Origin of the sequence: Amycolatopsis sp. NBC_00345, assembly GCF_036116635.1 — a bacterium.
Lineage (GTDB): Bacteria > Actinomycetota > Actinomycetes > Mycobacteriales > Pseudonocardiaceae > Amycolatopsis.
On record NZ_CP107995.1, the window covers coordinates 4,582,337 to 4,607,592 of the forward strand.

The 25,256-nt window shown below is 70.7% G+C and carries 28 protein-coding genes; 15 read left to right on the plus strand and 13 right to left on the minus strand.

Annotated features, from left to right (window positions below):
- Nucleotides 1–57: 57 nt before the first annotated feature.
- Together OG943_RS20185 and OG943_RS20190 are read left to right on the plus strand one after the other, a co-directional pair.
- On the plus strand, nucleotides 58–378 hold the full coding sequence (locus tag OG943_RS20185) for a hypothetical protein (protein WP_328611344.1): 321 nt from the start codon (nucleotides 58–60) through the stop codon (nucleotides 376–378).
- Nucleotides 375–872 (plus strand): GNAT family N-acetyltransferase, encoded by a 498-nt coding sequence (locus tag OG943_RS20190; RefSeq protein WP_328611345.1) that lies wholly within the window; start codon nucleotides 375–377, stop codon nucleotides 870–872. Before OG943_RS20185 ends, OG943_RS20190 begins: the two co-directional genes overlap by 4 nt.
- 47 nt (nucleotides 873–919) lie before the next feature.
- On the opposite strand, the gene OG943_RS20195 is transcribed toward OG943_RS20190, so the two are convergent.
- A complete protein-coding gene (locus OG943_RS20195; RefSeq protein WP_328611346.1) occupies nucleotides 920–1,429 on the minus strand; it encodes a DUF5994 family protein in 510 nt (169 codons plus the stop codon).
- 165 nt (nucleotides 1,430–1,594) lie between these two features.
- On the opposite strand from OG943_RS20195, the gene OG943_RS20200 reads away from it, so the two are divergent.
- Nucleotides 1,595–2,746, plus strand: coding sequence for a N(5)-(carboxyethyl)ornithine synthase (locus tag OG943_RS20200; RefSeq protein ID WP_328611347.1), 1,152 nt, complete (start codon nucleotides 1,595–1,597; stop codon nucleotides 2,744–2,746).
- 42 nt (nucleotides 2,747–2,788) lie between these two features.
- Here OG943_RS20200 and OG943_RS20205 read toward each other — a convergent pair whose 3' ends face one another.
- Nucleotides 2,789–3,382 carry an NADPH-dependent FMN reductase gene (locus OG943_RS20205; RefSeq protein WP_328611348.1) on the minus strand — a complete coding sequence of 198 codons (594 nt, stop codon included), beginning with the start codon at nucleotides 3,380–3,382 and terminating at the stop codon, nucleotides 2,789–2,791.
- A gap of 110 nt (nucleotides 3,383–3,492) precedes the next feature.
- On the opposite strand from OG943_RS20205, the gene soxR reads away from it, so the two are divergent.
- The gene (soxR, locus tag OG943_RS20210) at nucleotides 3,493–3,960 is read left to right on the plus strand and encodes a redox-sensitive transcriptional activator SoxR (RefSeq protein ID WP_328611349.1); all 468 of its coding nucleotides are present in this window, start codon (nucleotides 3,493–3,495) and stop codon (nucleotides 3,958–3,960) included.
- A gap of 39 nt (nucleotides 3,961–3,999) precedes the next feature.
- Here soxR and OG943_RS20215 read toward each other — a convergent pair whose 3' ends face one another.
- From OG943_RS20215 to OG943_RS20225, 3 genes are all read right to left on the minus strand, one after another.
- On the minus strand, nucleotides 4,000–4,506 hold the full coding sequence (locus OG943_RS20215; protein WP_328611350.1) for a mycothiol transferase: 507 nt from the start codon (nucleotides 4,504–4,506) through the stop codon (nucleotides 4,000–4,002).
- A 99-nt stretch (nucleotides 4,507–4,605) separates the two neighbouring features.
- On the minus strand, nucleotides 4,606–5,070 hold the full coding sequence (locus tag OG943_RS20220; protein ID WP_328611351.1) for a hypothetical protein: 465 nt from the start codon (nucleotides 5,068–5,070) through the stop codon (nucleotides 4,606–4,608).
- A gap of 1 nt (nucleotide 5,071) precedes the next feature.
- Nucleotides 5,072–5,716, minus strand: coding sequence for a hypothetical protein (locus OG943_RS20225; protein ID WP_328611352.1), 645 nt, complete (start codon nucleotides 5,714–5,716; stop codon nucleotides 5,072–5,074).
- A gap of 282 nt (nucleotides 5,717–5,998) precedes the next feature.
- Between OG943_RS20225 and OG943_RS20230 the strand changes: the two genes are divergently transcribed.
- A complete protein-coding gene (locus OG943_RS20230) occupies nucleotides 5,999–6,166 on the plus strand; it encodes a hypothetical protein (RefSeq protein WP_328611353.1) in 168 nt (55 codons plus the stop codon).
- A 3-nt stretch (nucleotides 6,167–6,169) separates the two neighbouring features.
- On the opposite strand, the gene OG943_RS20235 is transcribed toward OG943_RS20230, so the two are convergent.
- Both OG943_RS20235 and OG943_RS20240 read right to left on the minus strand, forming a co-directional pair.
- A complete protein-coding gene (locus tag OG943_RS20235; RefSeq protein WP_328611354.1) occupies nucleotides 6,170–6,553 on the minus strand; it encodes a VOC family protein in 384 nt (127 codons plus the stop codon).
- Between the two features lie 92 nt (nucleotides 6,554–6,645).
- Nucleotides 6,646–7,074 (minus strand): DUF6314 family protein, encoded by a 429-nt coding sequence (locus OG943_RS20240; RefSeq protein ID WP_328611355.1) that lies wholly within the window; start codon nucleotides 7,072–7,074, stop codon nucleotides 6,646–6,648.
- A gap of 164 nt (nucleotides 7,075–7,238) precedes the next feature.
- On the opposite strand from OG943_RS20240, the gene recQ reads away from it, so the two are divergent.
- Together recQ and OG943_RS20250 are read left to right on the plus strand one after the other, a co-directional pair.
- The gene (recQ, locus tag OG943_RS20245) at nucleotides 7,239–9,083 is read left to right on the plus strand and encodes a DNA helicase RecQ (RefSeq protein ID WP_328611356.1); all 1,845 of its coding nucleotides are present in this window, start codon (nucleotides 7,239–7,241) and stop codon (nucleotides 9,081–9,083) included.
- A gap of 71 nt (nucleotides 9,084–9,154) precedes the next feature.
- Nucleotides 9,155–10,477, plus strand: coding sequence for an FAD-binding protein (locus OG943_RS20250; protein ID WP_328611357.1), 1,323 nt, complete (start codon nucleotides 9,155–9,157; stop codon nucleotides 10,475–10,477).
- Here the strand turns inward: OG943_RS20250 and OG943_RS20255 are convergent, their stop codons facing one another.
- A complete protein-coding gene (locus tag OG943_RS20255) occupies nucleotides 10,478–11,224 on the minus strand; it encodes an SDR family NAD(P)-dependent oxidoreductase (RefSeq protein ID WP_328611358.1) in 747 nt (248 codons plus the stop codon).
- 94 nt (nucleotides 11,225–11,318) lie between these two features.
- On the opposite strand from OG943_RS20255, the gene OG943_RS20260 reads away from it, so the two are divergent.
- Entirely contained in the window at nucleotides 11,319–11,927 is a 609-nt protein-coding gene (locus OG943_RS20260) for a TetR/AcrR family transcriptional regulator (protein WP_328611359.1), read from the plus strand.
- A gap of 21 nt (nucleotides 11,928–11,948) precedes the next feature.
- Here the strand turns inward: OG943_RS20260 and OG943_RS20265 are convergent, their stop codons facing one another.
- Nucleotides 11,949–12,155 (minus strand): antitoxin, encoded by a 207-nt coding sequence (locus OG943_RS20265; protein ID WP_328611360.1) that lies wholly within the window; start codon nucleotides 12,153–12,155, stop codon nucleotides 11,949–11,951.
- 181 nt (nucleotides 12,156–12,336) lie between these two features.
- On the opposite strand from OG943_RS20265, the gene add reads away from it, so the two are divergent.
- Nucleotides 12,337–13,320, plus strand: coding sequence for an adenosine deaminase (gene add, locus OG943_RS20270; RefSeq protein WP_328612105.1), 984 nt, complete (start codon nucleotides 12,337–12,339; stop codon nucleotides 13,318–13,320).
- Here add and OG943_RS20275 read toward each other — a convergent pair.
- From OG943_RS20275 to OG943_RS20285, 3 genes are all read right to left on the minus strand, one after another.
- A complete protein-coding gene (locus tag OG943_RS20275; RefSeq protein WP_328611361.1) occupies nucleotides 13,298–14,677 on the minus strand; it encodes a vWA domain-containing protein in 1,380 nt (459 codons plus the stop codon). The genes add and OG943_RS20275 overlap by 23 nt on opposite strands.
- Entirely contained in the window at nucleotides 14,674–15,555 is an 882-nt protein-coding gene (locus OG943_RS20280; protein WP_328611362.1) for an AAA family ATPase, read from the minus strand. Before OG943_RS20280 ends, OG943_RS20275 begins: the two co-directional genes overlap by 4 nt.
- Nucleotides 15,556–15,658: 103 nt before the next feature.
- On the minus strand, nucleotides 15,659–18,145 hold the full coding sequence (locus tag OG943_RS20285) for a BTAD domain-containing putative transcriptional regulator (RefSeq protein WP_328612106.1): 2,487 nt from the start codon (nucleotides 18,143–18,145) through the stop codon (nucleotides 15,659–15,661).
- Between OG943_RS20285 and OG943_RS20290 the strand changes: the two genes are divergently transcribed.
- From OG943_RS20290 to OG943_RS20310, 5 genes are all read left to right on the plus strand, one after another.
- Nucleotides 18,078–18,236 carry a hypothetical protein gene (locus OG943_RS20290; RefSeq protein ID WP_328612383.1) on the plus strand — a complete coding sequence of 53 codons (159 nt, stop codon included), beginning with the start codon at nucleotides 18,078–18,080 and terminating at the stop codon, nucleotides 18,234–18,236. The two genes, OG943_RS20285 and OG943_RS20290, sit on opposite strands and share 68 nt — an antisense overlap.
- A gap of 521 nt (nucleotides 18,237–18,757) precedes the next feature.
- A complete protein-coding gene (locus tag OG943_RS20295) occupies nucleotides 18,758–19,174 on the plus strand; it encodes a hypothetical protein (RefSeq protein ID WP_328611363.1) in 417 nt (138 codons plus the stop codon).
- Nucleotides 19,175–19,360: 186 nt separating this feature from the next.
- The gene (locus OG943_RS20300) at nucleotides 19,361–20,734 is read left to right on the plus strand and encodes a cytochrome P450 (protein ID WP_328611364.1); all 1,374 of its coding nucleotides are present in this window, start codon (nucleotides 19,361–19,363) and stop codon (nucleotides 20,732–20,734) included.
- A gap of 120 nt (nucleotides 20,735–20,854) precedes the next feature.
- Nucleotides 20,855–22,141 (plus strand): MFS transporter, encoded by a 1,287-nt coding sequence (locus tag OG943_RS20305; protein ID WP_328611365.1) that lies wholly within the window; start codon nucleotides 20,855–20,857, stop codon nucleotides 22,139–22,141.
- A 2-nt stretch (nucleotides 22,142–22,143) separates the two neighbouring features.
- Nucleotides 22,144–23,460, plus strand: coding sequence for a cytochrome P450 (locus OG943_RS20310; protein WP_328611366.1), 1,317 nt, complete (start codon nucleotides 22,144–22,146; stop codon nucleotides 23,458–23,460).
- Between the two features lie 23 nt (nucleotides 23,461–23,483).
- Here the strand turns inward: OG943_RS20310 and OG943_RS20315 are convergent, their stop codons facing one another.
- The gene (locus OG943_RS20315) at nucleotides 23,484–24,512 is read right to left on the minus strand and encodes a polyprenyl synthetase family protein (RefSeq protein ID WP_328611367.1); all 1,029 of its coding nucleotides are present in this window, start codon (nucleotides 24,510–24,512) and stop codon (nucleotides 23,484–23,486) included.
- Nucleotides 24,513–24,906: 394 nt separating this feature from the next.
- Here OG943_RS20315 and OG943_RS20320 point away from each other — a divergent pair, with 394 nt between their 5' ends.
- Nucleotides 24,907–25,251 (plus strand): hypothetical protein, encoded by a 345-nt coding sequence (locus OG943_RS20320; protein ID WP_328611368.1) that lies wholly within the window; start codon nucleotides 24,907–24,909, stop codon nucleotides 25,249–25,251.
- The last annotated feature ends 5 nt before the right edge of the window (nucleotides 25,252–25,256 follow it).

Genomic DNA, 25,256 nt, shown 5'->3' on the forward strand with positions numbered 1-25,256 from the left:
CGGCGCCGCGCGCCCGCGCACTCCTCGCTGGTCGGTGGCGGCCGGGACGGAGCCCGCATGAAAACAGAGGAACTGCGCGCGATGAACCGGATCCATGTCGAACGAGCGGCCGGGATCAACGAGAACGTGCGGACCGCGCGGGAAGAGATCGCGCTCGCACTGGCGACCCTCGAACAAGTCGAAGCCAAGCACGATATCCAGGCGCAGTACCAGGTGCTCGCCCGCGCCCGGCACCGGATCGCCGAGGCCTACCGGGCCGCCCGCGGCCTCGACCTGCGCACCGACCTCGACGAGTCGCTCTGGTTCGCCCTCGACGAGGCCGCGCTGTGGCAGGACCAGGAGGCGGAGCGCTACCGGCGGCTGGCCGGCACCCCGTGAAGGCGTCCACACCGCCGGTGCAGGTGCTCCTGCCCGACGGGGTGCTGGCGTGGGCCCGGCGGCTGCGGCCCGGTGACGTCACGGCCGTGATGGCCCTGCGCAGCCGGCTGACCGGGCACGACCACTCCTTCGCGCTGGGCGCGACCCGGCTCACCGAACTCGCCACCCAGCTCACCCACAGCTCCGGCATCGGGCACACCGCGGTCGGCTGTTTCGTGCACAGCCGGCTGATCGGGGTCGCCCGCTACGACGTCCTGGCCGACCCGGCCATGGCCGAGGTGGCGCTGGTGGTCGACGACCGCGTGCCGGCACTCGGGGTGTCGACGATCCTGCTCGAACAGCTCGTCGTCGCGGCAAGTGCCGACGGCGTAAGGAGTTTCCTCGCCGACGTCCGCGCGGAGGACCCCGCGGCGCTCGGCGTGTTCACCGCGCTGGGCCTGCCGTTCCACCTCGAACACGACCGGCCGGCCACGGTCTCACTCGTGCCGGCCTGACCGGCTCGGTGCGTTTTAACGGCTCGGTGTCTTAACGGCCCGGTGTCTTAACGGATCGGTGCGTCGCATTCGGCGAGCAGGGTTTCGACGGTCGCCGAATTTCCGGTTTCCGCCGCGGTTTTCAGCACCCGGTGCGCGAGCACGGGGTCGGTGGCCGGCGGGACGACCAGCAGGACCAGCCGCCGCTCGGGGCCGATCACGGTCACGGTGCCGGCGGGCTGCGACCGGAAGCCTTCCAGGCGCACCATGCGGTCCCCCGGCAGCCGGCGCGCGACCACGTCGTGGTCAATGAGGCTGTATGTGACGTGTTCGACCCGCTTCAGCGGCGACTTCAGCTCGGCCAGCAACGCCGGCAGCTCGGCGACGAAGTCGTCCGAACGCGGCCACCACGCACCGTCGACCTGACCCGACGACGGGCCTTCGGGCTTGAGCCGCAGCCGATCGGCTTCGCCTGGCGCAGCGGTCTTCTCCGGCGCGGTGGTCTCGCTTGGCGCGATTCCCTTGCCCGGGGCGGTGGTTTCAGCTGCGGTCGTGACTGTCCGCGGGCCCGACGGCATGCCGGTGCTCCCGTCCCCGGCCGGACGGACCAGCCGGTCTGGTCGCCCGAGGACGGCACAGGCTCGAACGCCTGCGCGCGAAGTGCTCTGGGGCTCCTTTGAACACTACACCCGCCATGCGCGCGACGTTTTGTGTTAAGACTTGCTTCTAGCAAAGGGGCCAAAGTGCACCAGCTCAGCCTTGGAGTCATCTCCCGGTCGCGCAAGGAAAACGAACGGCGGTTGCCGATCCATCCCCGGCACCTCGAACGGATCGACGCGGATCTGCGCTCGGCCATCTACCTCGAACACGGTTACGGGGAGCGCTTCGGCATCCCGGACGAACAGCTGGCCGGGCTGGTCGCCGGCATGCGCTCCCGCGAGGAGCTGATCGCGGAGACCGACGTCATCCTGCTCGCCAAGCCGCTGCCGGAGGACCTCGCGGAGCTGCGGACGGGCCAGGTCCTCTGGGGCTGGCCGCACTGCGTGCAGGACGACAAGCTCACGCAGCTGGCCATCGACCGGCAGCTGACCGTGATCGCGTTCGAGGCGATGAACCACTGGAACGACGACGGCTCGTTCGGCCTGCACGTGTTCCACAAGAACAACGAAATCGCCGGCTATTCCTCGGTGCTGCACGCGCTGCAGCTGATCGGCTCGACCGGCGACTACGGCCGCCGGCTGCGCGCCGTCGTGATCGGCTTCGGCGCGACCGCGCGCGGCTCGGTGACGGCGCTGAACGCGCTCGGCATCCACGACGTGGACGTCCTCACCGGGCGGGGCCTGTCCGCGGTCGGCTCGCCGATCCACTCCGCGAACATGGTCCACTTCCAGCACGACGTCAACAACCCGGGCGACCCCCGCCGCAGCCACGCGCTGACCGAGCACGGCCGGGTGCCGCTGGCCGGTTTCCTCGCCGAGCACGACATCGTCGTCAACTGCGTGCTGCAGGACACCGACGCGCCGCTGACCTTCCTCATCGAAGAGGACCTGGCCGAGTTCGCGCCGGGCAGCCTGATCGTCGACGTCTCCTGCGACGAGGCCATGGGCTTCAGCTGGGCGCGGCCCACCACGTTCACCGATCCCTCGTTCGTGGTCGGCGGCCACGTCACCTACTACGCGGTGGACCACAGCCCGTCGTACCTGTGGGACTCGGCCAGCTGGGACGTCAGCGAAGCCCTGCTGCCGCACCTGCGCACGGTGCTCACCGGGCCGCCCGCGTGGGAGATCAGCGAGACGGTCCGCCGGGCGATCGAAATCCGCGAAGGACACGTGCGGAACCCGGCGATCCTGGCGTTCCAGCACCGTTCGCCGGACTACCCGCACATCCGCGGCTGACCGGTTCCGGCGCGGGCGGCGGGCACCCGCCCGCGCCGGGGGTCACGCGGGATAGGGCCGCGCGGCCCGCGCCTGCGCGAGCGAACGGGCCCACCACTCCAGCTGGTCCAGCAGCGCCTTCGCGGCGACGGCCGTGGCCGACGCGTCCTTCGGCGAGCCGTTCTCGTCGAAGCAGCCGTGCGCGCCGTGGAAGCTGACGGTCTCCCGGATCGTCACCGCGTGCAGCTCGGCGAAGACCTGCCGCAGGTGCTCGACCGCCCGCAGGCCGCCGGAAATCCCGCCGTAGGAAACAAAAGCCACCGGCTTCGCCTGCCACTCGGCCATGAACCAGTCCACGACGTTCTTCAGCGAGGCCGGGTAGCTGTGGTTGTACTCGGGCGTGATCACCACGAACGCGTCGGCGGCTGTCAGCCGGGCACGCAGGTTCGCGACCTCTTCGGCGACCTCCGGCGCCGGCGTGGACCCGTATCCGGGCATCACCAGCGGCAGCGCGAGATCGGCGACGTCGACCACGTCCACCTCGAATCCGCCGTGCCGGCCGGCCTCTTCGGTGAACCAGCTCGCCACCGTGGGGGCGAACCGTCCTTCCCGGACACTGCCGACGACCACGGCGACCCGGACGGGAGCTTCGGACACTGTTCTCCTCCTGACTTCGCGGCGTGGAAAGGACTTCCCCGCCGTCTTCCGCCAGTCTGAAACTTCAAGCTCCCTTGAAGTCAAGCTCGGCTCGCGGCATGCTTGCGGGCATGACGAAGACCGAGCTGCCCGACCTGAGCGTCGGCGAGCTGTCCCACCGCAGCGGCGTCCCGGCGTCGGCGCTGCGGTTCTACGAGGACGAGCAGCTGATCCGGAGCCGCCGCACCGCGGGCAACCAGCGCCGCTACCGGCGCGACACGCTGCGCCGCGTCACCTTCATCCGGATGTCGCAGCGGGTGGGTATGCCGCTGTCGACGATCCGCGAGGTGCTCGCCCTGCTGCCGGACGACCGCACCCCCACCCGCGTCGACTGGGACCGGATCTCGCAGTGCTGGCGCAAGGACCTCGACGAGCGCATCCGCCAGCTCGAACAGCTGCGCGACCAGCTCACCGACTGCATCGGCTGCGGCTGCATGTCGCTGACGAAGTGCCGGCTGGCCAACCCGGGCGACCAGCTCGGCCGCCAGGGCCCCGGCCCGCAGCGGCTCCCGGACCACCGCTCCGAGGGTTACGCCTGAGCTGGTTCCGTGCCGCTGGGCCGGTTCCGGGCCGCCGGCTCAGCCGAGGAGCACCCCGCGCACGAACGCGGCCTGCCCGGCGTGCTGCAGGTCGTCGGACAGGACGCTGAGCAGCCGCACCCCGAGCGTCACCGGCGGGTCCCAGCCCTCGTCGACCACGCGGTCGAGGGCGGACTCGTCGAGCTTCGAGACCCAGCCGACGGTGTGCTCGTGCACCGCGTCGTAGTAGCCGGTGAGCAGCTCGGGCGAATCGGCTTGCACCGCGGCGACGTCGGCGCTGCTGTGCCCGTAACCGATGTCCGCGGGCGGGAAGGGCAGGCCGAAGCGGCGGTGCCAGTCCTGCCCGGTCCACACCTGCTCGGTGCCCGCGACGTCGGCGACGTGGTCGTCCTGCACCCGCGCGAGGTGCCAGACCAGCCAGGCGATCGAGTTCGCGTCCGGGCCCAGCCGGGCGGTCAGCTGCTCGCCGGTCAGGCCGTCGACGGCCCGGTGCACCACACCCTGGATCCGGCCGAAGCCGTCCACGAGCAGATCGGCCACGTTCATCCGCGTTCCTCCTAGGCTTGATCCTTGTCTGCTACCCCGATCATGCCCCGGGGAAACGACGGTGCCCAGGCCGGGCGCGGAGTAAAGAACGGCCGCGGGTTACGAGCCGATCAGCTGGTCGAAGAACGAGCGGTACCGGCGCAGCGCGATCCGCAGTTCCTCGGTGGCCGGCTCGCCCTGCTGCCATTGCGCTTCTAGATCACCCTTGTGCTCGGCGAACGAGGAAGCCAGCGCGCTGATCACGGCGGCGACCAGCTCGTCGGCGTCACGGACAGCACGGCGCGGGTCGTCCACGAAGCCGGTCTGCACGTTCTGCCAACGGCCGCGGAAGCTCGTCACGGCGTCCTCGTCGAACAGCGGCGGGGCGTTGTCGCTGTCCGCGCGCTGGTCCGCGGTGTGCGCACCCGCCGTTTCCGCGGGTTCTTCAGTGTCCACAATGTCCACCGAGCCTTCGGTGTCCACTCGGAACTGGTGCGGCTCGCCGGTGTCGGCGCGGGTGCCGGTCCCCTGCGCGGTCGAGGCCAGGTCGGCGGTGCTCAGGCCGCGGGTCTCCTGGTCGGTCATGTCAGCGTCCTCCGTTGCGCTCGTGGTTGCCGTCACGTTCACGTGAGGCACCGTTCCCGCCCCGCACGGCGGTCTCCTCGCGCTCGGTCCCGTTCGTCCCGTGAGGACGGTCGCCGCCGTCGGTCAGCAGGTCCTCGAAAACGGTGCGGTAGTGCACCATCGCGTCCCGCAGCTCCTCAGTGGACAGAGCGGTCTCCGCGTGCCGGGTGTGCGTGTCGTGCGCCGCGCGGTAGTGCTTGAGCGTGCTCGAATGCCGCACCGAAAGGTCCGACAGCTGCTGGTCGTAGCCTTCGGTGGGGTAACCGCGCTCGGCCATCAGCGAGACCAGCACCTCGTCCGCCTCGCCGACGGCGCCCGCGGGCTGGTCGACGAACTTCTCCTGGATCAGCGCCCACCGCTGGGAGTAGCGCTCACGGGTGGACGGCGAGAGCGGGTGAATGTCAAGGTCTTGGTGGCGGCGCTCGCGGCCGGCCAGATCCCGTTGTGCCGCACGGGGACTCTCGTTCTCCTCGACCGCGCGGGTGTACTCGGGTCCGAACTTTCGCTGCAGCCGTTTGCGCTGCGTCTCCTGCAGCACCAGCCAGGCCACCGCCGCGATCACCACCACGGCGACCACGACGATGACAACGATCAGCCATGTGGGCATCGCACGAACTCCTTCTCGGTGTTGTCGAAGCCCCCCGTCGGCTGCCGGATTCCCCTTGGCGCGGCGCGGAAACGCGAATCACCGTCAGGCCAAGTGTTTTCGGCCGAGTGGCCGTACCGGCGCCGCCGGATGCGGTACCGTCGAGTCAACAGTGCCGTTCGTTACCAATCCGACGGCAGCCACGGCGGAAACGGGTTCTCCGAGCAGATCGGCTGCAGCCCGTCTCCGCCTACTTTCGTCGGATTAGTAACAGCGCGAACCCGGCGAATCGGGAGGACCACCGTGCACCAGGGCTTGGGCTTCGGCCCGGCGGCGCTCGCCGTGCTGCCGGGGTCCGGCGGCGCCGCCGGGATTCCCATCCCCGGCTGGGTGAGCGCGCTCATCGCCGCGGTCTGCGCGGTCTCCGCCGTGGTGGTCCTGCTGCTGATCGCGCGCAACCGCCGCCGGTGAGGCTCAGCGCAGGTACCGGCTCACCTCGATGAGGTTCTCGTCCGGGTCGCGGAAGTAGACGCTGAGGATCGGCCCGGCCGCGCCGGTGCGCTCCACCGGCCCCTCCTCCACCGGCACGCCCGCGCGGGCGAGGTCTTCCTGCACCTCGTCGAGCGTGTCCGTCGTGATGAGACAGAGATCGGCGCTGCCCGGGGTCGGGCGCCGGGCCTTCGGCTCGAACTCGTGGCCGGCCTGGTGCAGGTTGATCTTGCTGCGGCCGAAGACCAGCGCCTTGCGCCCGCCCTTGAACGTCACCTCGGCCATGCCGAGCACCCGCGTGTAGAACGCGACGGTGGCGCCGACGTCCGCGACGGTGAGCACGAGGTGGTCCAGGCGGTCGATGCGCATCAAGGATCCTTTCGGTCGAAGCCTGCCGGCCGGTCCGCGCCGGGCCGCGCGGGTGCGAGCGCCGGCCCGCGGTGCTGGTCCGCGGGGCCGGCTCAGGCGCGGGTGAAACGCGTGGTGATCACGTGGTCCTTGACCGGTCCGGTGACCACCCATTCCTGGCGCCAGCGGCCGGAGTCGAGCACGGCGTACTCACCGCGGTAGACGTCGTCGCGGCAGGGGTGGCCGGTGGCCCACGCGCCGGTGCTCAGGTCGAGGTCGTGGAAGAACCCGCCGTGGTCGAAGTGCACCGCGGCCCTGGCCCCGCCCGCCGGGTGGTAGAGCAGGGTGCGGCTCATCGGGCCGGTGTAGGCGCCGAGCCGCATGCGGCCGGTCTCGCGGTAGACGAGCACGCCGTCCTCCAGCGCGAAGACCGCCTCGCCGTCCGCCGTGCCCATCGGCTCGCCGTCGGTGGCCACGATGTCGCGCGACAGCCGCCAAGCGCCGGCGAAGTGCGCCGTGAAGTCGGTGATCGCGAAGTGCACCCGGCCATTCTGCGCCCGCGGCCGTAGTCCCGTCCGCCCGAACGGGCATGGATCACAGAACCGCCCACCACGGAGGGTCACCCACGACGTCATGAGCGGGACACTCGTGCCAGGACGGCCAGGGCGGCCGCGCGCTGTCGGACCCCCGGCCTAGAATCGGCCGGGTGGCTCACCCCGACACGGCCATCGCGGCCGCCCCCACGTCTGCGCTCGAAACCCTGCACCGGGTCTTCGGCTACGACGCCTTCCGCGGCGATCAAGCGGAGATCGTCGAGCACGTGATCTCCGGCGGCGACGCGCTGGTGCTCATGCCCACCGGTGGCGGGAAGTCGTTGTGCTATCAGATTCCCGCGCTCGTGCGGCCCGGCGTCGGCGTGGTGATCTCGCCGCTGATCGCGCTGATGCAGGACCAGGTCGACGCGCTGCGAAACCTCGGCGTGCGCGCGGGTTTCCTCAACTCCACGCAGGATTTCGCCGAGCGGCAGCGCGTCGAGGACGCGTTCGTCTCCGGTGACCTCGACGTGCTCTACCTGGCGCCGGAGCGGCTTTCGGTCGACGCGACCGTGCGGCTGCTCGACCGGGGCAAGATCTCGCTGTTCGCCATCGACGAGGCGCACTGCGTGTCCCAGTGGGGCCACGACTTCCGGCCCGACTACCTGATGCTGTCGTCGCTGCACGAGCGCTGGCCGGACGTGCCGCGCATGGCGCTGACCGCCACCGCCACCGAGTCCACGCACAAGGAGATCTCCGCGCGGCTGAACCTCGACGGCGCGAAGCACTTCGTCGCGAGCTTCGACCGGCCGAACATCCAGTACCGGATCGTCGGCAAGGCCTCGCCGCAGAAGCAGCTGCTGGAGCTGCTGCGCACCGAGCACAAGGGCGACGCGGGCATCGTCTACTGCCTGTCCCGCGCTTCGGTGGAGAAGACCGCTGATTTCCTGGTGCAGAACGGAATCCCGGCGGTGCCGTACCACGCGGGGCTGGACAAGCGCGTCCGCGCGAGGAACCAGTCGCGGTTCCTGCGCGAGGACGGGCTGGTGGTGGTCGCCACGATCGCGTTCGGGATGGGCATCGACAAACCCGACGTCCGCTTCGTCGCGCACCTCGACCTGCCGAAGTCCGTGGAGGGCTACTACCAGGAGACCGGCCGCGCGGGCCGCGACGGGCTGCCGTCCACCGCGTGGCTGGCCTACGGGCTGCAGGACGTGGTGCAGCAGCGCAAGATGATCGACAACTCCGAGGGCGACGAGGCGCACCGGCGGCGCCAGGCGGCGCACCTGAACGCGATGCTGGCGCTGTGCGAGACGGTCGAGTGCCGCCGGGTGCAGATCCTCAACTACTTCGGCCAGGCCGGCGAGCCCTGCGGCAACTGCGACACCTGCCTGACCCCGCCGGAGCAGTGGGACGGCACGATCCCGGCGCAGAAACTGCTCTCCACCGTCGTCCGGCTGCGCAACGAGCGCCGGCAGAGTTTCGGCGCCGGGCAGATCACCGACATCCTGCTGGGCAAGACCACGCCGAAGGTCACGCAGTTCCAGCACGAGACGCTCAAGGTGTTCGGCATCGGCACCGAGCTGAAGGAGCCGGAGTGGCGCGCGGTCGTGCGGCAGCTGCTGGCCCAGGGCCTGCTGGCGGTCGAGGGCGACTACGGCTCGCTGGTGCTGACCGAGGCCAGCGCGGAGGTGCTGAACGGCGCGCGGAAGGTCATGCTGCGGCGCGAGCCGGAGCGCGCGGCCGCCGCCCGCTCGTCGCGGACCCGCAGCAAGGCCGCCGTGGTGGAGCTGCCGCAGGAGGCGGCGCCGTTGTTCGAGCGGCTGCGGGCCTGGCGGGCCGCCACGGCCAAGGAACAGGGCGTCCCGGCGTACGTGATCTTCCACGACGCGACGCTGCGCCAGATCGCGACGGAGCGGCCCGGGTCGCTGGAGGCGCTCGGGACGGTCAGCGGGGTCGGCGAGAACAAGCTGGCCAAATACGGCGAAGGGGTGCTGGCTTCGCTCGCCGAGGAGTAAGCGCCGCCGGTCTCGACCGGGGGCGTGGGTAGGGTCGGAAACCGGGATCCCGGACAGCAGGAGGCACCTCGGTGGGCGAGACGAACTGGGCCGGAAACCACGGCTACGCCGCCGAAGCGGTGCTGACCCCGCGCACGACCGAGGAAGTGCGGGCCGCGGTCGAGGCCGCGACCACCGTCAAGGCGCTGGGCAGCCGGCACTGCTTCAACGACATCGCCGACGCGCCCGGTGGAGTGCTCCTTGATCTGAGCGCTCTCAACACCGGCTCTCTGGAAAACCCGGTGGAGATCAACGCCGAGGCCGCCACCGTGACCGTCGGCGGGTCGGCGCGCTACGGCGACTTCGTCGGGCAGCTGCACGAAGCCGGTTTCGCGCTGCCCAACCTGGCCTCGCTGCCGCACATCACGGTGGCAGGCAGCGTCGCCACCGGCACGCACGGCTCCGGACGGCGGCTGCAGGGGCTCGCGTCGGCCGTTTCGGCGCTGGAGCTGGTCACCGCGGACGGCGGGCTGCGGACCTTCTCACGGGAGGCGGACCCGGACGTCTTCCCCGGACTGGTCGTCGGCCTCGGCGCGCTCGGTGTGGTCACCCGGCTGACCCTCGACGTGGTGCCCACGTTCGAGGTGCGCCAGAACGTCTTCGAGGGCCTGCCCTGGACCGCTGTGCACCAGCATTTCGACGAAATCGAGGACGCCGGGTACAGCGTCAGCCTGTTCACGGACTGGACCGGCGACCGGATCGACCAGGTGTGGGTGAAGAGCCGCGTCGAGCCCGGGGCGCCGGTCACCGCGCTCCCCGGGCTGCACGGCGCGGTCCCCGCCGACCGGCCCCGGCACCCGGTGGCCGCGGCCGGCGTGCCGGCCGTCCACTGCACGCCGCAGCTGGGGGTGCCGGGACCGTGGCACGAGCGGCTCCCGCACTTCGCCCTCGCGTTCACCCCGAGTGTCGGGGAGGAGCTGCAGTCGGAGTACTTCGTGCCGTACGGCGACGCGGTGGCGGCGATCGAAGCGGTCCGCGGGCTCGGCGACCAGCTGGCCCCGGTGCTCCTGGTGTGCGAGATCCGCGCGATCGCGGGCGACGACCTGTGGCTGAGCCCGTCCCACGGCGGTGACCGCGTGGCGCTGCACTTCACCTGGCGCCCGCGTCAGCCCGAGGTCGAAGCGCTCCTGCCGCTGCTCGAGGAACGGCTGGCCCCGTTCGGCGCCCGCCCGCACTGGGGCAAGCTCTTCCACAGCAGCGCGCTGTCCGGGCACTACCCGCGGATGGCCGATTTCCGGGCGCTGGCCCATGATCTCGACCCGGGTGGAAAGTTCCGCACGCCGTTCATCCGCCGGACTGTGTTCGGGGAAGCCGGAATCCGGCTCCAGAACCGGCCTCCCCACCACACGCCCTGATCAGAACTGGTTCTCGCCGCCGTCGATGTCCAGGTTCGCGCCGAGGATGAAACTGCTGTCGGCGGAGGCGAGGAAGGCCACCGCGGCGGCGATCTCCTCCGGGCGCCCCATCCGGCCGATCGGCACTCCCGCGGCGAGTTCCGTCTTGGCGGCGGCCGCGTTCGCCTCGCCGACGACCCGGTCGATGCCCGGGGTGTCGATCGCGCCCGGCGAGACCGTGTTGACCCGGATGCCCCGGTCCTTCAGCTCGTTGGCCCAGGTTCGCGCGAGCGACCGGATCGCCGCCTTGGACGCCGAGTACAGGCCGTAGGTCGCCCAGCCGTCGTCGGCGCGGATGGAGGCGTTGAGGATCACCGACGCGTCCGGGTTGAACAGGGGCAACGCCTTCTGCACGGTCAGCCAGGTGCCCCGGACGTTGATGCCGAAGATCTCGTCGTACTGCGCCACCGTGGCCTGCTCCAGCGGCGCGAACGACGCGGTGGCCGCGTTGGCGAACAGCACGTCCAGGCCCCGGCCGCGGTCGCGGACCGCGTCGTACAGCCGGTCCAGGTCGGCCGGATCCGCGATGTCACCCGGCACCGCGATGGCCGCCGGCCCGATCGACGCGGCGGCCGCGTCCAGCTCGGCCTTGCGCCGGCCGACCAGGAACACGTACGCGCCCTCAGCCGCCAGCCGGGCCGCGGTCGCCCGTCCGATCCCGGTGGCGGCGCCGGTGACGACGGCGGTCTTGCCCTCGAGCGTTCCCATGTGCGGAGCTCCCCTTAGTTCGGTATCGATCGGTACTTAAGTCGACCGTAGCACTTCCGGACCGATCGGTACCGAAGGGGTAGAATCCCCGGGGATGGGATCCGCTGAGAAAACTCCGATGGGCCGGCCCCGCGGCTTCGACGCCGACGAGGCCCTCGAGCGAGCCATGCTCGTGTTCTGGGAACAGGGTTACGAAGGCGCCAGCCTCACCGATCTGACCGGCGCCATGGGCATCACCCGCACCAGCATGTACGCGGCTTTCGGCAACAAAGAAGAGCTGTTTCGCAAGGCCATGCAGAGGTACGCCGAGGGCCCCGCCGCCTACGCGGTCCGGGCACTGGAGGAGCCGACCGCCCGGCAGGTGGCCACGGCGTTCCTCACCGGCTCGGTCCGCACGACCACCCGCCCCGGCTGTCCCGCCGGATGCCTGGCCGTGCAGGGTTCTCTGGCGGCCGGCGACCTCGGGCGCCCGGCCCGCGACACACTTGTCGCCTGGCGCGACGAAGCCCGCTCACGCCTGAGCGACCGCTTCCGGCAGGCCGTCGACGACGGCGACCTGCCACCGGAGACCGACACCGGACTGCTCGCCCGCTACCTCATGACCGTGTCGAACGGCATCGCCGTCCAAGCCGCCGGCGGCGCCGCTCGCGAGGAACTCCAGCAGGTGGCCGACGCGGCGCTGCGAAACTGGCCACCCGCCTGACTGTGCCGTCCGACAGTGCTGTCAGTGCCCGGGACGGGGCTTGGTGACGTCGCTGACCTTGCGGACCGCGCCACTGAGCTGGCTGTGGTACTTGCCCTTGGTCTTCTCGTCAACGAAGGTGGCGGCCTTGCCCACGACCTGGTTGACCTTCTCCGGGTTCTTCCGCGCATAGGACTGGACGACGCCCGCCGCGCCCGCCAGGATGGCCAGCCGTTTCATCATTGCCATGAGTGATCCTCCCGTTGTCTCTCGCCCGTTCAACGCCCGGCGGATACCCACGGTTCCCGGAAGCCGAACATTCCGGACATCGCCGCCGTGCCGAGATCAGCTGTGCCGAGATCAACCGACTGTGCCCATATCAACCGAAAACGACGCGACCTCGCGGCGCCGCCCCGGCATGATCACCGGCATGCACGACCTCGCCGCCCTTCCCAAGGCCCACCTGCACGTCCACCTCGAAAGCACCGTGCGCCCCGGCACGCTGCGCGAACTGGCCGACGCCAACGGCGTGTCCCTACCCGGTGAAACGCCGGTGTTCGACGGGTTCCGCGCGTTCGCCGACTACAACTCGCTGATCCGCGCGTGCCTGCGCCGGCCGGAGGACTTCGAGCGGGTCGCCCGGGAGTTCTGCGAAGACGAGTTCACACAGGGCACGCGGTACGCCGAGGTGACCTTCACCGCCGCGTCCCACGGGGAACGGCTGGGGGACCTGGAGATGCCGCTGGTATCCGTCCTCAAAGGACTGTCCGAAGGCGGCGCGCGCACCGGCCTCGAGTGGCGCGTGCTGCTCGACCACTCACGACGGCGGCCGGTGGAGCGGGCCGAGCGGACGCTGGACCTCGCGCTCCGCCACGAGGGCGTGGTGGGCCTCGGGCTGGCCGGCGAGGAGCGGCACCCGCTGAAGCCGTTCGCGGCCGTCTTCGACCGGGCCCGCGAGGCCAGCCTGCACCTCGTCCACCACGCCGGGGAGGACGCCGGGCCCGAAAGCATCCGCGAGGCCCTCGACCTCGGCCACAGCGAGCGGCTCGGCCACGGGATCCGGATCCTGGAGGACGACGCACTGGTCGCCGAGGTGCGCGAGCGCGGCGTCGCGCTGGAGGTCTGCCCGTCGTCGAACGTCACGCTCGGGCTGGTGCCCTCGCTCGCCGCGCACCCGCTCCCCCGGCTCGTCGACGCCGGTCTGGCTGTCACGCTGAACACCGACGTGCCGTCGGTCACCGGCACCACGCTCACCGACGAGTTCACCCTCGCCCGCGCCGCTTTCGGCTACGACGACACCCGCCTGGCCGCGATCGCCGCCGCGGGCGTCACCGCCTCCTTCGCGCCCGAGGCCACGAAAACGGCGCTGCACAAGGAGATCTCGGCCTGGCTCACACCGGGAGCAGGCGCGTGACGAGGGTGCTCAGCTGCTGCACCGTGCGGCACTCGTGCATCTCGACCAGCTCGGCGTAGGCGAGCGCGGCCGAGTCGCCCGTGGACCACAGCGCGCGGCGCTCCGGGTTGAGCCAGAACACGTGCCGGGCGCGGTCGCGGACGGCCCGGAGCGCGTCGAGGTTCGGGTCGCCGCCGTTGGTGCGGGCGTCGCCGAGCACGAGCACGGAGGTGCGCGGGCCGACGGCGTCGAGCCAGCGGTCCGCGAACTGGCCGAGCGCGCCGCCGTAATCGCTGTGCCCGTCCCAGCGCACCACGGCCGCCTCGCTCAGGATGCGCGCGCCGAGGTGCTCCGGGTCGGCCGTGCCGGTGGTGACCAGGTGCGTGACCTCGTCGGTGCTGTCGACGAACGCGAACACCCGGATCTTGCTGAACTGATCACGTAATGCCTGCACCAGCAGCATGGTGAAGTTCGCGAACCCCGCCACCGAGCCGGACAGGTCGCACAGCAGCACGATCTCCGGCCGTCCGGGCCGGCGGTGCCGGTACGCCGGGCGCAGCGGCACTCCCCCGGTCGTCAGCGAGCGGCGCAACGTCCGCCGCAGGTCGATCTGCCCGCGCGTGGTGCGCTTGCGCCGCGCCGCCAGCCGAGTGGCGAGCTTGCGTGACAGCGGCTGCACGGTCCGGCGCAGCTCGGCCAGCTGCGCGCGGCTGGCGATGAGGAAGTCGACGCGGTCGGCGGCGGGCGCGATGGCGTGTTTCGCGACCCGCTCGCGGCCCCGGACCTCCGCCGCCCGGCGGCGGGCCTCCGTGCGTACCTGGCCGCGGAAACCCTCGACGCGGCGGCGGATCTCGTCCCGCGTGAGCCGGTCGGTGAAAGCCTCCTCGGTCTCAGCGCCGCTGCCCGCCCGCATGGCCGCGAGCACCCGCGTGATCAACGTCTGCGGCTGGAGCCGGTCGAGCGTCTGGTGTGCGGAGAAGCCGCCGCCCGGCCCGGACCCGGCGCCGTACTGGCCGAGCATGTCGACCGCGAGCCCGGCGAGCTGCGCCAGCGTCTGCTGGTCGCCCTCGGCGAGCGCGGCGCCCAGCGCGTCCCGCAGCTGTTCGAGGTCCCGCGGCCGGTCCTCGCGTGCCAGCTCCGGCACCCCGACCCCGGCCGGGAAGTACAGGTCGAACGCGGCGTCGAACACCGCCCGCTGCCCGTCCCGGCGCACGAGCGCGGCGGCGAGCCCCTCGCGGACCAGCTCCCGGTCGTCGAACCCGAGCACCTCCAGCGCGGCCGCCGCGTCGACGGTCTCGCTCGGCCCGGCCGGGATGCCCTGCGCCCGCAGTGCCCGCACGAAGCCGGTCAGCCGCTCCGTGACGCCGGGCGCGGTCACGACGCGTCCAGCACCTGGTCGAGTTTCAGCCCGGCCCCGGCCTTGACGATGTCGTCCTGGTGCTTGAGCACGACGCCGAGGCTCTCCCGCACCACCTGCTCGTCAAGCGTGCCGGAGCCCAGCTCCAGCAGGGTGCGCGCCCAGTCGATGGTCTCCGCCACGGACGGCAGCTTCCGCAGGTCCATCGCCCGCAGCGCGGCGATCACGCGGACCACGGAATCGGCCAGCGCGGCGTTGATGCCCGGCACCTTGAGCCGGACGATCTCGCGTTCCAGCTCCTCGTCGGGGAAGCCGATGTGCAGGAACAGGCAGCGCCGCCGCAGGGCCTCGGACAGCTCGCGCGTGGCGTTCGAGGTCAGCACCACGAACGGCTCCCGCGTCGCGGTGATCGTGCCCAGCTCGGGGACGGTGACCTGGAAGTCGCCCAGCACCTCCAGCAGCAGGCCCTCGACCTCCATGTCGGCCTTGTCGGTCTCGTCGATCAGCAGCACGGTCGGCTCGGTGCCGGAGATGGCCGTGAGCAGCGGGCGGCGCAGCAGGAACTCCTCGCCGAAGATGTCGGTGCGCGCGTCTTCCCACGTCTCTTCGCGGCCGGCGGTGATGCGCAGCAGCTGTTTGGCGTGGTTCCACTCGTACAGCGCGCGGGCCTCGTCGATGCCCTCGTAACACTGCAGCCGCACCAGCCGCGAGCCACTCACCGCGGCGACGGCCTTCGCCAGCTCGGTTTTCCCGACCCCCGCCGGCCCTTCGACCAGCAACGGCTTACCCAGCCGATCAGCGAGGAACACGGTGGTCGCCACCGCCGTCGACGCGAGATAGCCGGCCTCGGCCAGCTTCGCCGACACGTCGTCGACGGAGGAGAAGAACCCGGTACCCACGTGACCTCCTAAGCGGTTGCTTACGGGTCATTATGCGGGACACCTCCCCACCCGGGTCCGGCCAGCGCCTCGCGGTCACGACCGGCACGGGTGTACCGGAGTCTCAGATGCCGGGCGGGCGCCGGCGCGGGAACGCCCGCCGGCAGATCGCGCCGTGACGGCGGGCATTGCGGTGCTTCTCCGCACGTTGCGGGTGTGGCATTTCCAGGTAAGCGACTTCACGGACGAGCACCTGGGAGAACTCGTAAGCCGGTTCGTCTTTCGTGCCCAGCGGAGATTTCCGGTTCAGCAGCTGTAACTTTTCGAGCCGATCCAGGCAGCGCCGAAGGTAGTCGATCCGGTCATCGCCGTACTCGCCCGCCGCGGCGATCCCCGCGGCGGTTATGCACCGGCCGAGTACCGCCGCGTCCTTGAGGACAGCCTTGTCGTCCGGGGGCAGTTTTGCCAGCCGGGCGGCCAGTACCCGGCGGACCTGGTCCGGCAGCCGCCCCTCGCGGAACCGGCCATTGCCGATCTCTGCCAGATATTCGAGGGCGAAGAGCGGGTTGCCGCCCACTTTGGCCAGGATCGATTTCTGCCGCGTTTCGTTCCGGTGACCGTTGCCGGACGACGAATCCAGCAGCTGCGCCATCGCCGCGTCCGGAAGAGGCGGCAGGGTCATGACGGTCGAATTGTGGGTCGTGCTGGACCACATCGGATACTTGGCGAACAGTTCCGGGCGGGCGGTGGCGAGGATGAACAGAGCGGCCGGGTCGAGGCTGCGGGAGAGTCGCGCGACGAACTCCAGCGACTGCTCGTCTGCCCGCTGGAGGTCTTCGAAGACCGCGACCACCGTGCGATTCGCGGCGATCCTTTCCACCAGGAAACACAGTGCGTGGAAGGCTTTTCCGAGGTCCGCGATTCGCCCGCGTGGTCCGGCCGGGAGGCGGGCCAGCCACGAAGTCAGCCGCTGACCGAGCTCTCCGGTCCCGGCCAGGCGATGCACGAGGGCGGTGATATCCGCCTCGGCCGGTGCCGGGTGGGTGAGCTGGTGATCGTGGCCGAGGTGGATGAGGCCGGTCAGGATGCCTGCGGCGAGGTCGTGGCCGGAGCCGGCGGCGCGGACGACCAGGACAACGGGACCGGGACTCACGGTGACGTCGCCGGGTCTGCCGCGTGTGCCGTTCCGCGCGCGCACCATCGCGAGGAATTCCAGGACCAGCCGTGACTTCCCGATCCCGGTCTCGCCCAGGACGGTCAGCAACTGCGGCCGGGCACCACGTTCGGCCTGATCCAGCTGGCGGCACAAGAGGTCCACACTGGATTCCCGCCCCACAAAGGGGGCAGCCGCGGATGAGCGAGAAGTCAGGGCGGGGGCTTCGCGCAAGGCTTCGACCTGCCACATCGGGTGCGTGGTTCGCTGTTCCACGCAGCTGATCAGCGCCGCGCTCGCCTCTCGGGTCGCGTCGCAGACCCACACCGTCCCGGGTGGGGCCGCGCTGGCGATCAGCACGCTGGAATTCACCGCGGCTCCGGCGACATCCGGATATCCGGTCCGGTCCGGTGCGTACTTGGCCAGTACTTCACCGGTCGCGACGGCTATCCGGCAGTTCTTCCCGGACGCGGCCGGGTTGCCCGGTGCCCGCAGGCGATCCCGGATCGCCAAGGCGGTGCGTACCGCTCTCGCCGCGTCGTCGTCGTGCGCACTGGGCACCCCGAAGGCCGCCAGGATGATCGGACCGGCCGAGCCTGCTCTGACGCCGCCCTCTTGCTCGACCTCCTCGCGCATCGCCAGGGTGACCTCCCGCAGACGCCGTTCGACCTCTTCCGGATCCTGATCGGGTTCGGCGTGCAGGGCCACGGCCACGATGCTCACCAAACGGCGCTCCACCACCGTTCCCGGGGCCACCGCTGGATGAACGGGCAGAGCGCCGGCAGCCCGGCCGGTGAAGCCGGGCTCGGCGGGGTGCGCGCCTCCGTGCGGATCCGGGCGGCCACCCGGAGGCGGGTTCTCTCCTTCCGATGCCGGCTCCGGGGGCGGCAGGTGCAGGCTCGGGTCGTGGACCAGGATGGCCTGCTCGAGCCGGCGCAGTTCGCGTCCGGGTTCGAGCCCGAGGTCTTGCAGGGTCGCGTCGCGCGCCAGGCGGTAGAGCTGGAGGGCATCGTGCTGCCTGCCCGCCCGGTAGAGCGCGAGCATCAGCAGCTGGCGAAGCCGCTCCCGGTGCGGCTCAGCCCGGCAGGCGTCGGTGAGTTCGCTCAGTGCTTCCCGATGCCTGCCCCGGCGAAGTTCGAGGTCGAAGTACTCCTCTTGGATCGCCGGTCGCAGGGCACGGATCGCCGCGAGCTCCGGCCAGGCGGCACCGGACTCCACCAGATCGGCCAGGACGGGCCCGCGCCACACTCGCAGGGCTTCCTGGAACATCTGCGCCGCGTCGTCGGGCCGGCCCAGGCCCGTCTGGGTGCGGGCGGCCTGCGCCAGCGCTTCGACCCGGCCGAGGTCGAGGTGCTGCGGGGCGACCCGCAGGAGGTATCCGGGAGCCTGCGTGAGCAGGTCGGTCCCGCCATCCGCGGCGAGCACACCGCGCAGGCCGGAGATCGCGTTCTGGATCATCTTGCGCGCGGTCGGGGGAACCTCGGCCGGCCAGAGCGCGGTGAGCAGCTCGCTGGTCGCCACCGGCTGGTTCGCGTGGAGCAGCAGGTAGGCCAGCACCCACCGTTGCTGCGCCCCCCTGAGCGATACCACGGACCCTCGATCGAGCACTTCAAGCGAACCCAGCACGCCAAATTCCACAGCCGTTCCTCAGCGTAGACAGACGGCGACTCAAGTGAGTATCGGCCGTCGAATTCATCGGATTAACTCGTTTGGCTCAACGCGAAAGATCTATTTTTCACCCGGCTCGCCGGTGTGGCAACCGATCTGTTCGAGGGTTGCCCTTTTCTCTCTGATGCCCGCTTCGCATGGTGGCCGCGCCACCGTCGCCGAGTTCGGACATCAGGTGTGAAATGTACGATCACTGTCCGGTTTCTCGCCGGGGCGGCGGGCCGGGGGCGCCCTCCCCGGTCATCCTCTGGTAATCGGGGCGATTGCCGGAGGATGGAGATCATTCGTTGCGGACGGTGATCACCCGTCCATACAGTGGCCTCGGAGGCACTACGGTGGGAGGAGGGCTTGTGCCAGAAATCCGGTTCCGTGAATCGATAGCAATCCACTGAAAGGTGAGAAATGACCATCGAGCACGTTGAAAACCCCACGCAGAACGTTTCCGGTGAGAAGAACGTAGCTTTCCAGAATTTCCTCGCGTCCATCGTCTCACTCAATGGCCCGGCCCTGCTGACGGAACTGGACGAGGCGGAGAAGACGTTCCCCGCCCTGGTCAGCGCGGTGAAGTACATCTGTTTCCAGATGTCGGCGAGCGCGGTCGCGGGCAGCACGTCCCGGCGCGGGAACGTGGTCGCCGATTGCGGCCCGGCGGTCGCCGAGTTCGTGATCAACGCGGCGAACTCGGTCGTGCAGAGCCCGGACATGGCCCGGAGCCTGACCGCGAAGGTGAATTCAATCTACATGCACGGGCAGACCGAGAAGTCCGTCAAGGAAGGGTACGTGGTCGAGGCCAGGCTGATCGGCGATCCGGTCCGCTGACGGCCCGGCCGGGGAACTCCCGGTGACGAAGAACGCACCTTGAGCAGGTCGATCTCGCCGGTCCGGCCGGGCCGGCGAGGTCGCCGCACCGCACATCGTCCCGCGCGGCCGCTACCCGAGCGGTGCGGCCCGAACACCGCGGTCATGGGCCAATGCCTGCTTCCGGAAACGCAAGGAGTTCGCGGCATGACGATGACAGAGACAGCGGCAGAGACCCCGGTCGCACGCCCGGCGGTGATGCCGGGCCTGCCCTACTTCGGCGGTATCGCCCGGATGAAGTCCGATCCGCTCGGCTACCTCCGAGAAGCGAGCGGGCGTGGGCCGGTGGTCCTGCTCGGCCGCCTGGACCGGAGATCGTTCTACCAGGTCAACGACGCAAACCTGATCCGGCAGGTGATGACGGCGCCGAGCACCGACCTCGGCATGACCCGCACGACCGACGTGCTCAAGGCGCTGTTCGACAAATCCGTGTTCACCCTGCAGAACGATGCCTGGCGCCGGCGCCGCGCCGAACTGCAGCCGGCCTTCCGGACCTCGACCATGCCGGAACTGTTCGACGTGGCGGCCGGTGAACTGACCGGCGCACTGGACCGGTTCGAGGCGGCGGCCGGGGCTGGGGAGCCGGTGGACTTCACCGCGGAGATGCTCGAACTCGTCCAGCGGGTGATCGTGCGCATGATGTTCGGCGTGGCGGTGCCGGGCACCGGCGAGCGGCTGGCGCGGGCGTTCGACTACGGGCTGAGCTACCGCCAGCGACGGCGCTGGGCACTCGTCAAACCCCCGTTGTGGGTCCCGACTCCCGCCAACAACCGCTTCACCTGCGAACTCGGGCAGCTCAACCGGCATATCACCTCGATCATCGGTGCCCACAGGGCCGAGCGCAGCGAGCGCGCCAGCCTGCTGTCGATGCTGATGAGCTGCCGGGACACCGAGACCGGCGAGAGCTGGACCGACGACCAGCTGCTGGCCGAGCTGAAGACGATCTTCAACACCGGCTGGCTGACCACCACGAACTCCCTGGTGTGGCTGTTCGACCTGCTGGGCAGGCATCCCGGGGCCGAGGCCAGAGTCGCCGCCGAGGTGGCCGAGCTGGCGCCGGACCGCCCGCTGGAGTTCGCCGATCTCAAGGCACTCCCGTTCACCGAGGCGGCGATCATGGAGACCATGCGCCTGTACCCGCCGGGCTGGCTGACCAGCAGGCGGGTGCTGCGCCCACTGACACTCGGCGGTGTGCCGCTGCGGCGCAACACCGTCATCATCGTCGCCCAGTTCTCGCTGCACCGGGATCCCCAGTACTGGGAACGGCCGGACGAGTTCGTCCCCGACCGGTTCGAGGCCGGCAGCCACGGCGGCGCGCACAAGTTCGCCTTCCTCCCGTTCGGCGCGGGACCGCGGGTCTGCATCGGACGCGGAGTGGCCATGATGGAACTGCTGATGATCGTCGCGATGCTGCTCCGGCGATTCCGCTTCAGCCCGGTGGACGACGCCCCCGCGGTCCTCGAACCGCTCTCCGTGCTGCGGCGCAAGGATCCGCTCAACCTGCACGTGGAGCGGCGCTGAGCGCAGCGGCCGGGCAACGGCGCCCGCGGAGTTCGCCCGGCCGCGTCGCGAAGGAATCGCTTCGGCCGGACCGATCCACCGCGGCGCGGCCCGGCCGGGACGTCCGGAAGGGAAATCGGTGTGCCGACGCGACATCCTCCTGCCACCGCGCGGGCCTCGGCGGTGGCCGGCTCCGCGGTCCGCTGGTTCCGGTCGCGGTGCGCGCCGCTGGCGTATCCCGCCTACCGCAGGTACTGGACCGGCCGGGTGCTCTCGGCCGCGGGCTCGGCGACCTCGCCGGTCGCGGTCGCGTTCGCGGTACTGCACCGGGGTGGCTCCGCGGCGGAGCTGAGCTGGGTGCTCATCGCCAACGTCGCCGCGCAGATCCTGTTCCTGCTCGTCGGCGGGGTTTTCGCGGATCGGATGCGGCGGGGGCGAATCCTGGTCGTGGCCAACCTGCTGGCGGGTGGCACCCAGGGCTGTGCCGGGCTGCTGGTGCTCACCGGGCAGGTGCAGGTGTGGCAGCTGGTCATGGCGTCGTTCGTGTCGGGTACCGCGGAGGCGTTCATCGGACCGGCGGCGCAGGGCACCGCGGCGAACCTGCTGCCCGCGCCCCTGGTGCGCGAGGGGACCGCCTTGATGCGGTTGTCGTTCAACCTGTGCAAGACGGCGGGTCCGGCGCTCGGCGGGGTGACGGTGGCCCTGGTGGGTGCGGGCTGGGCGATTGTCTGGGACGCCGGCACCTTCCTCGCCGCAGCCGTGATCCTGTCCAGCTTGCCTGCCGCCGCGGCGCGAGTCCGGAAAGGACGGTTCGCCGTCCAGTTGTGGGAAGGGTTGCGGGAGTTCGCCGCGCGTCCCCGGCTGTGGGTGCTCGTCGTGCAGATCTCGTGTGCGGTACTGGGCTGGCTGGTCGGGTTCCCATTACTGGGACCGATTTACGCGGGACAACGGCTCGGCGGGCCGGTGGCCTGGGGCGACATCGCGGCGGGCTACGCGGCGGGCCTGCTGGCGGGCTCGCTGATCACGCTGGCGTGGCGGCCGCGGCGGGTGGGGATGGTCGTGAGCCTGAGCTTGGCCTCGATGGCGGTGCCCCTGGTGGCCATGGCCACCGGGGCGGAGCTGCCGGTGGTGGTCGCGAGCGCGGTGCTGACCGGGGCGGGCCTGGACATCGGGATCCAGACCTACATGGCCTACCTGCAAAGCTGCGTACCCGATCGGCTGCTGGCGCGGATGACGTCGCTGAGCGCGCTGGGCCAGCTGCTGCCGGTTCCGTTCGGCTACCTGGTGGCGGGCCGGTTCACCGACGCGGTGGGGATCGGCCCGATGCTGGCCGGGTGTATCGGGGTGATCCTGCTGTCGGCCGTCGGACCGCCACTGTTCCTTCGCGAGACACGGCGGCTGCGGATCGCCGGGGAAAGGGAGCGCTGACCATGAACAGATTCGGCGAGCTGCGCGGTCGCGCGCGAAACCACCTGCGGACACTCGGCGCCGGCTACCTCGCCCGCGACCCTCTGGCGCTGCTTCAGTTGCGGCCCGGACGCGTTGCCCCGTATGCGATCTACGCCCGGATGCGCGCACAGGGCCCGCTGCTGCCCGCCAGTACGGGTGGCTGGGTCACCGCCAGCCACCGGGTATGTGACGCGGTGCTACGCGACCGGCGGTTCGGCACCCGCTCCCCGCGGTACGACGAGAGCACCGGCGCGCTGCGGGATTTGTCGCTGCTGGGCATGAATCCGCCGGACCACACGAGACTGCGGCGTCTGGTGCAGCCCGCCTTCAGCCCGAAGCTGATGACGGGCTTCACCGATCGGATCGAGCGCACGGTGGATGGCCTGGTGAAGCGCGCGAGCGGGCTTGGCCGGTTCGATCTGATGACCGAGATCGCCATGCCGCTGCCGTTCTCGGTCATCACCGGGCTGCTCGGCATCGCGGGCCCGGACGTCGAACGGCTGATGCCGAAGTCTCCCGGCGGGGAAATCCGCGCACTGCGGCACTTGCTGGAGGCCGGCGACGCGAGGGCGTACGAGTTGCTGCGGGACCTGTTCGAGCGCCGGCGCCGCGAGCCGCGCGACGACCTGATCAGCAGGCTGGTCGCGGCCGAGGGCGAGGGCATCGACTCGGCGGAAATGGTTCCGTTGTGCGGTTTTCTCCTGGTCGCGGGGATGGAGACCACGGTCTACCTGATCGGCAACGCCCTGCTGGCCCTGCTGGACCGGCCCGAGCAGTGGGAGCTGCTGTGCGCCGACCCGGCCCGGTGGGCACCGGCCGCGGTGGAGGAGGCGCTGCGCTTCGATCCGCCGGTGCAGCTGACCTCCCGAACCGCGCTCGAACCGGTCGAACTCGCGGGCGTGCCGTTGTCCGCGGGCATGCGTGTGCTCACCCTGTTCGGGGCCGCGAACCGGGATCCGGAGGTCTGGGACCGCCCGGACGAGTTCGACCTGTGCCGCCCGGCCGCGGCCGAGCACCTCGGGTTCGCCAGCGGGATCCACTACTGCGCCGGCCGGCCGCTCGCGCTTCTGGAAGCGACGATCGCGCTGCGGACGCTGGCGGAACGGATGCCCGGGCTGGTTCGGAACGGGCCCGTCCGCCGCCGGAATTCCACCACCATGCGCGGACCGCTCACCCTGCCGGTCCGGATCGGCGGCGCCGTGCGTACCGCGCGGCGGGGTGCCGGAGGCGTCCCGGCCGCACCCGAGGTGCCCGGCCCCGGTTGCCCGGCTTCCCGGCTGGGCGGGAGGTCCTCGTAGTGGGGCCCGGACCGGACTTTCGATCAGTGGGTGCGGGTGACGATGAGCCGGGCGAGCGTGGTCAGTTCCGCTGCCGCCCGGGCAGTCAGGTCGAGTGCGGCCAGTTCGTCGAGCCCCTCGGTCAGCAGCGCCTCGGCCCGGGCCTGGCTCCACGCCCGCCCGCCGGCCTGCTCGACGAGCTGGGCGGCGCGCACCAGTTCGCCGTCCACGAGTGCCGTCCGGCGGCGGTAGAGCATGGACAGTTCGGCACCGGCGCCCGTGCCGGAGGTCAGCGCCGCCACCACCGGCAGCGTTTTCTTGCGGCTTTGCAGGTCGGAGTACACCGGCTTGCCGGTGACCCCCGGGTCACCCCAGATGCCAAGCAGGTCGTCCACGTGCTGGAAGGCCAGCCCGAGCGCTTTGCCGAACGCGCCGAACCTGGTCACGGTTGCGGGACCGGCCTGCGCCGCCACCGCGCCGAGCGCGCAGGCCGCGCTGATGAGCATCGCGGTCTTGCCTTCGGCCATGGCCGAGCATTCGCCGAGCGTGACTTCCTCGCGCTGCTCGAAGTCGAGGTCCGCGGCCTGGCCCGAGATCAGCTCCAGCACCCCGGTCGCGAGCAGCTGCGCGCCCGATGTCCCTTGCGGGAAGAGGATTTCGAAGGCCAGGCCGAGCAGCGCGTCGCCGGTGAGCACGGCCGGTCCCTTGCCGAAGACGGTCCAGGCCGTCGGCCGGTGCCGCCTGGTGCGGTCGCCGTCCATGACGTCGTCGTGCAGCAGCGAGAAGTTGTGCACGAGCTCGACCGAGACGGCCGCGGGCAGCGCCCCGGCCGGGTCGCCGCCCGCGGCCTCCGCACACAGCACCACGAGGGCGGAGCGCAGTGCCTTGCCGCCGCCCGCCCGTGTCGGCGTGCCCTGGCCGTCCCACCAGCCGAAGTGGTAACCGGCGATCCGTCGCAGCTTTTCCGGCAGCCGTTTCACCGCGGCCCGCAATGCCGGATCGAGCAGCTCCTTGCTCCAGGCCAGAATCTCGGCCGCCGGGCGGGCCGAGCTGTGCGAGTTCACGATGGTCATGATGGGCCCATCCGGGGTGTCGTGGAATATTCCAAGCGTTTTTCCGCGGTACCGCCAACCGGGCTATTTTTCCGGAAATCAATGGCCGATTCCGAGACAGGCGGCGCCGGACCGCGCATTCCAACTTCTTTGCCGTACAAGACTGGTTGGCTTCAACCCTACACCGGAAGACGAGGTGCCAGCCAGTGTCCGAAGCTGCCAGGCAAAAGGTGCACGGACGCGAGTAAGGATGGGCAACGATGAGTACCGGAGGTGGGTGAAAAACGATAGTATTAATGGAGTCGCTATTCGCACTTCGGCCATCTTGCCGACCTTTCGTCCTTTGTGGAATAGGGGAGAAATGCTGGGAGAAGGAAGCGCTTCCATGGGGCGTTTTGAAAACTATGAGAACTTTATGGCCGCGGTGATCGGACTCGACGGGAAGGCGTTGGTCGAGCAGTTGCGGGAGGCGCGGGAGGCGTTTCCGGAGCTGATCACCGCGTTCACCTACCTGAGCATCCACGCCTCGGCGGCGGTGGTCGCGGGGAACACGTTCCGCCGCGGCAACCTGCTCGCGGACTGCGGACCGGCGGTGGCCGAACTCGCCGTGCACGCGGCGAACGCCGTCGTCGACACCCCGGACCTGGCCAAGGGGGTGATGTCCCGGATCAACGCGCACTACCTGCAGGCCGCCATGGAGAAGTCGCTGGAAGACCGGCACGTAGTCGTGCCCACCCTGGCCGACCCTTCGGTCATCTAGCCCGG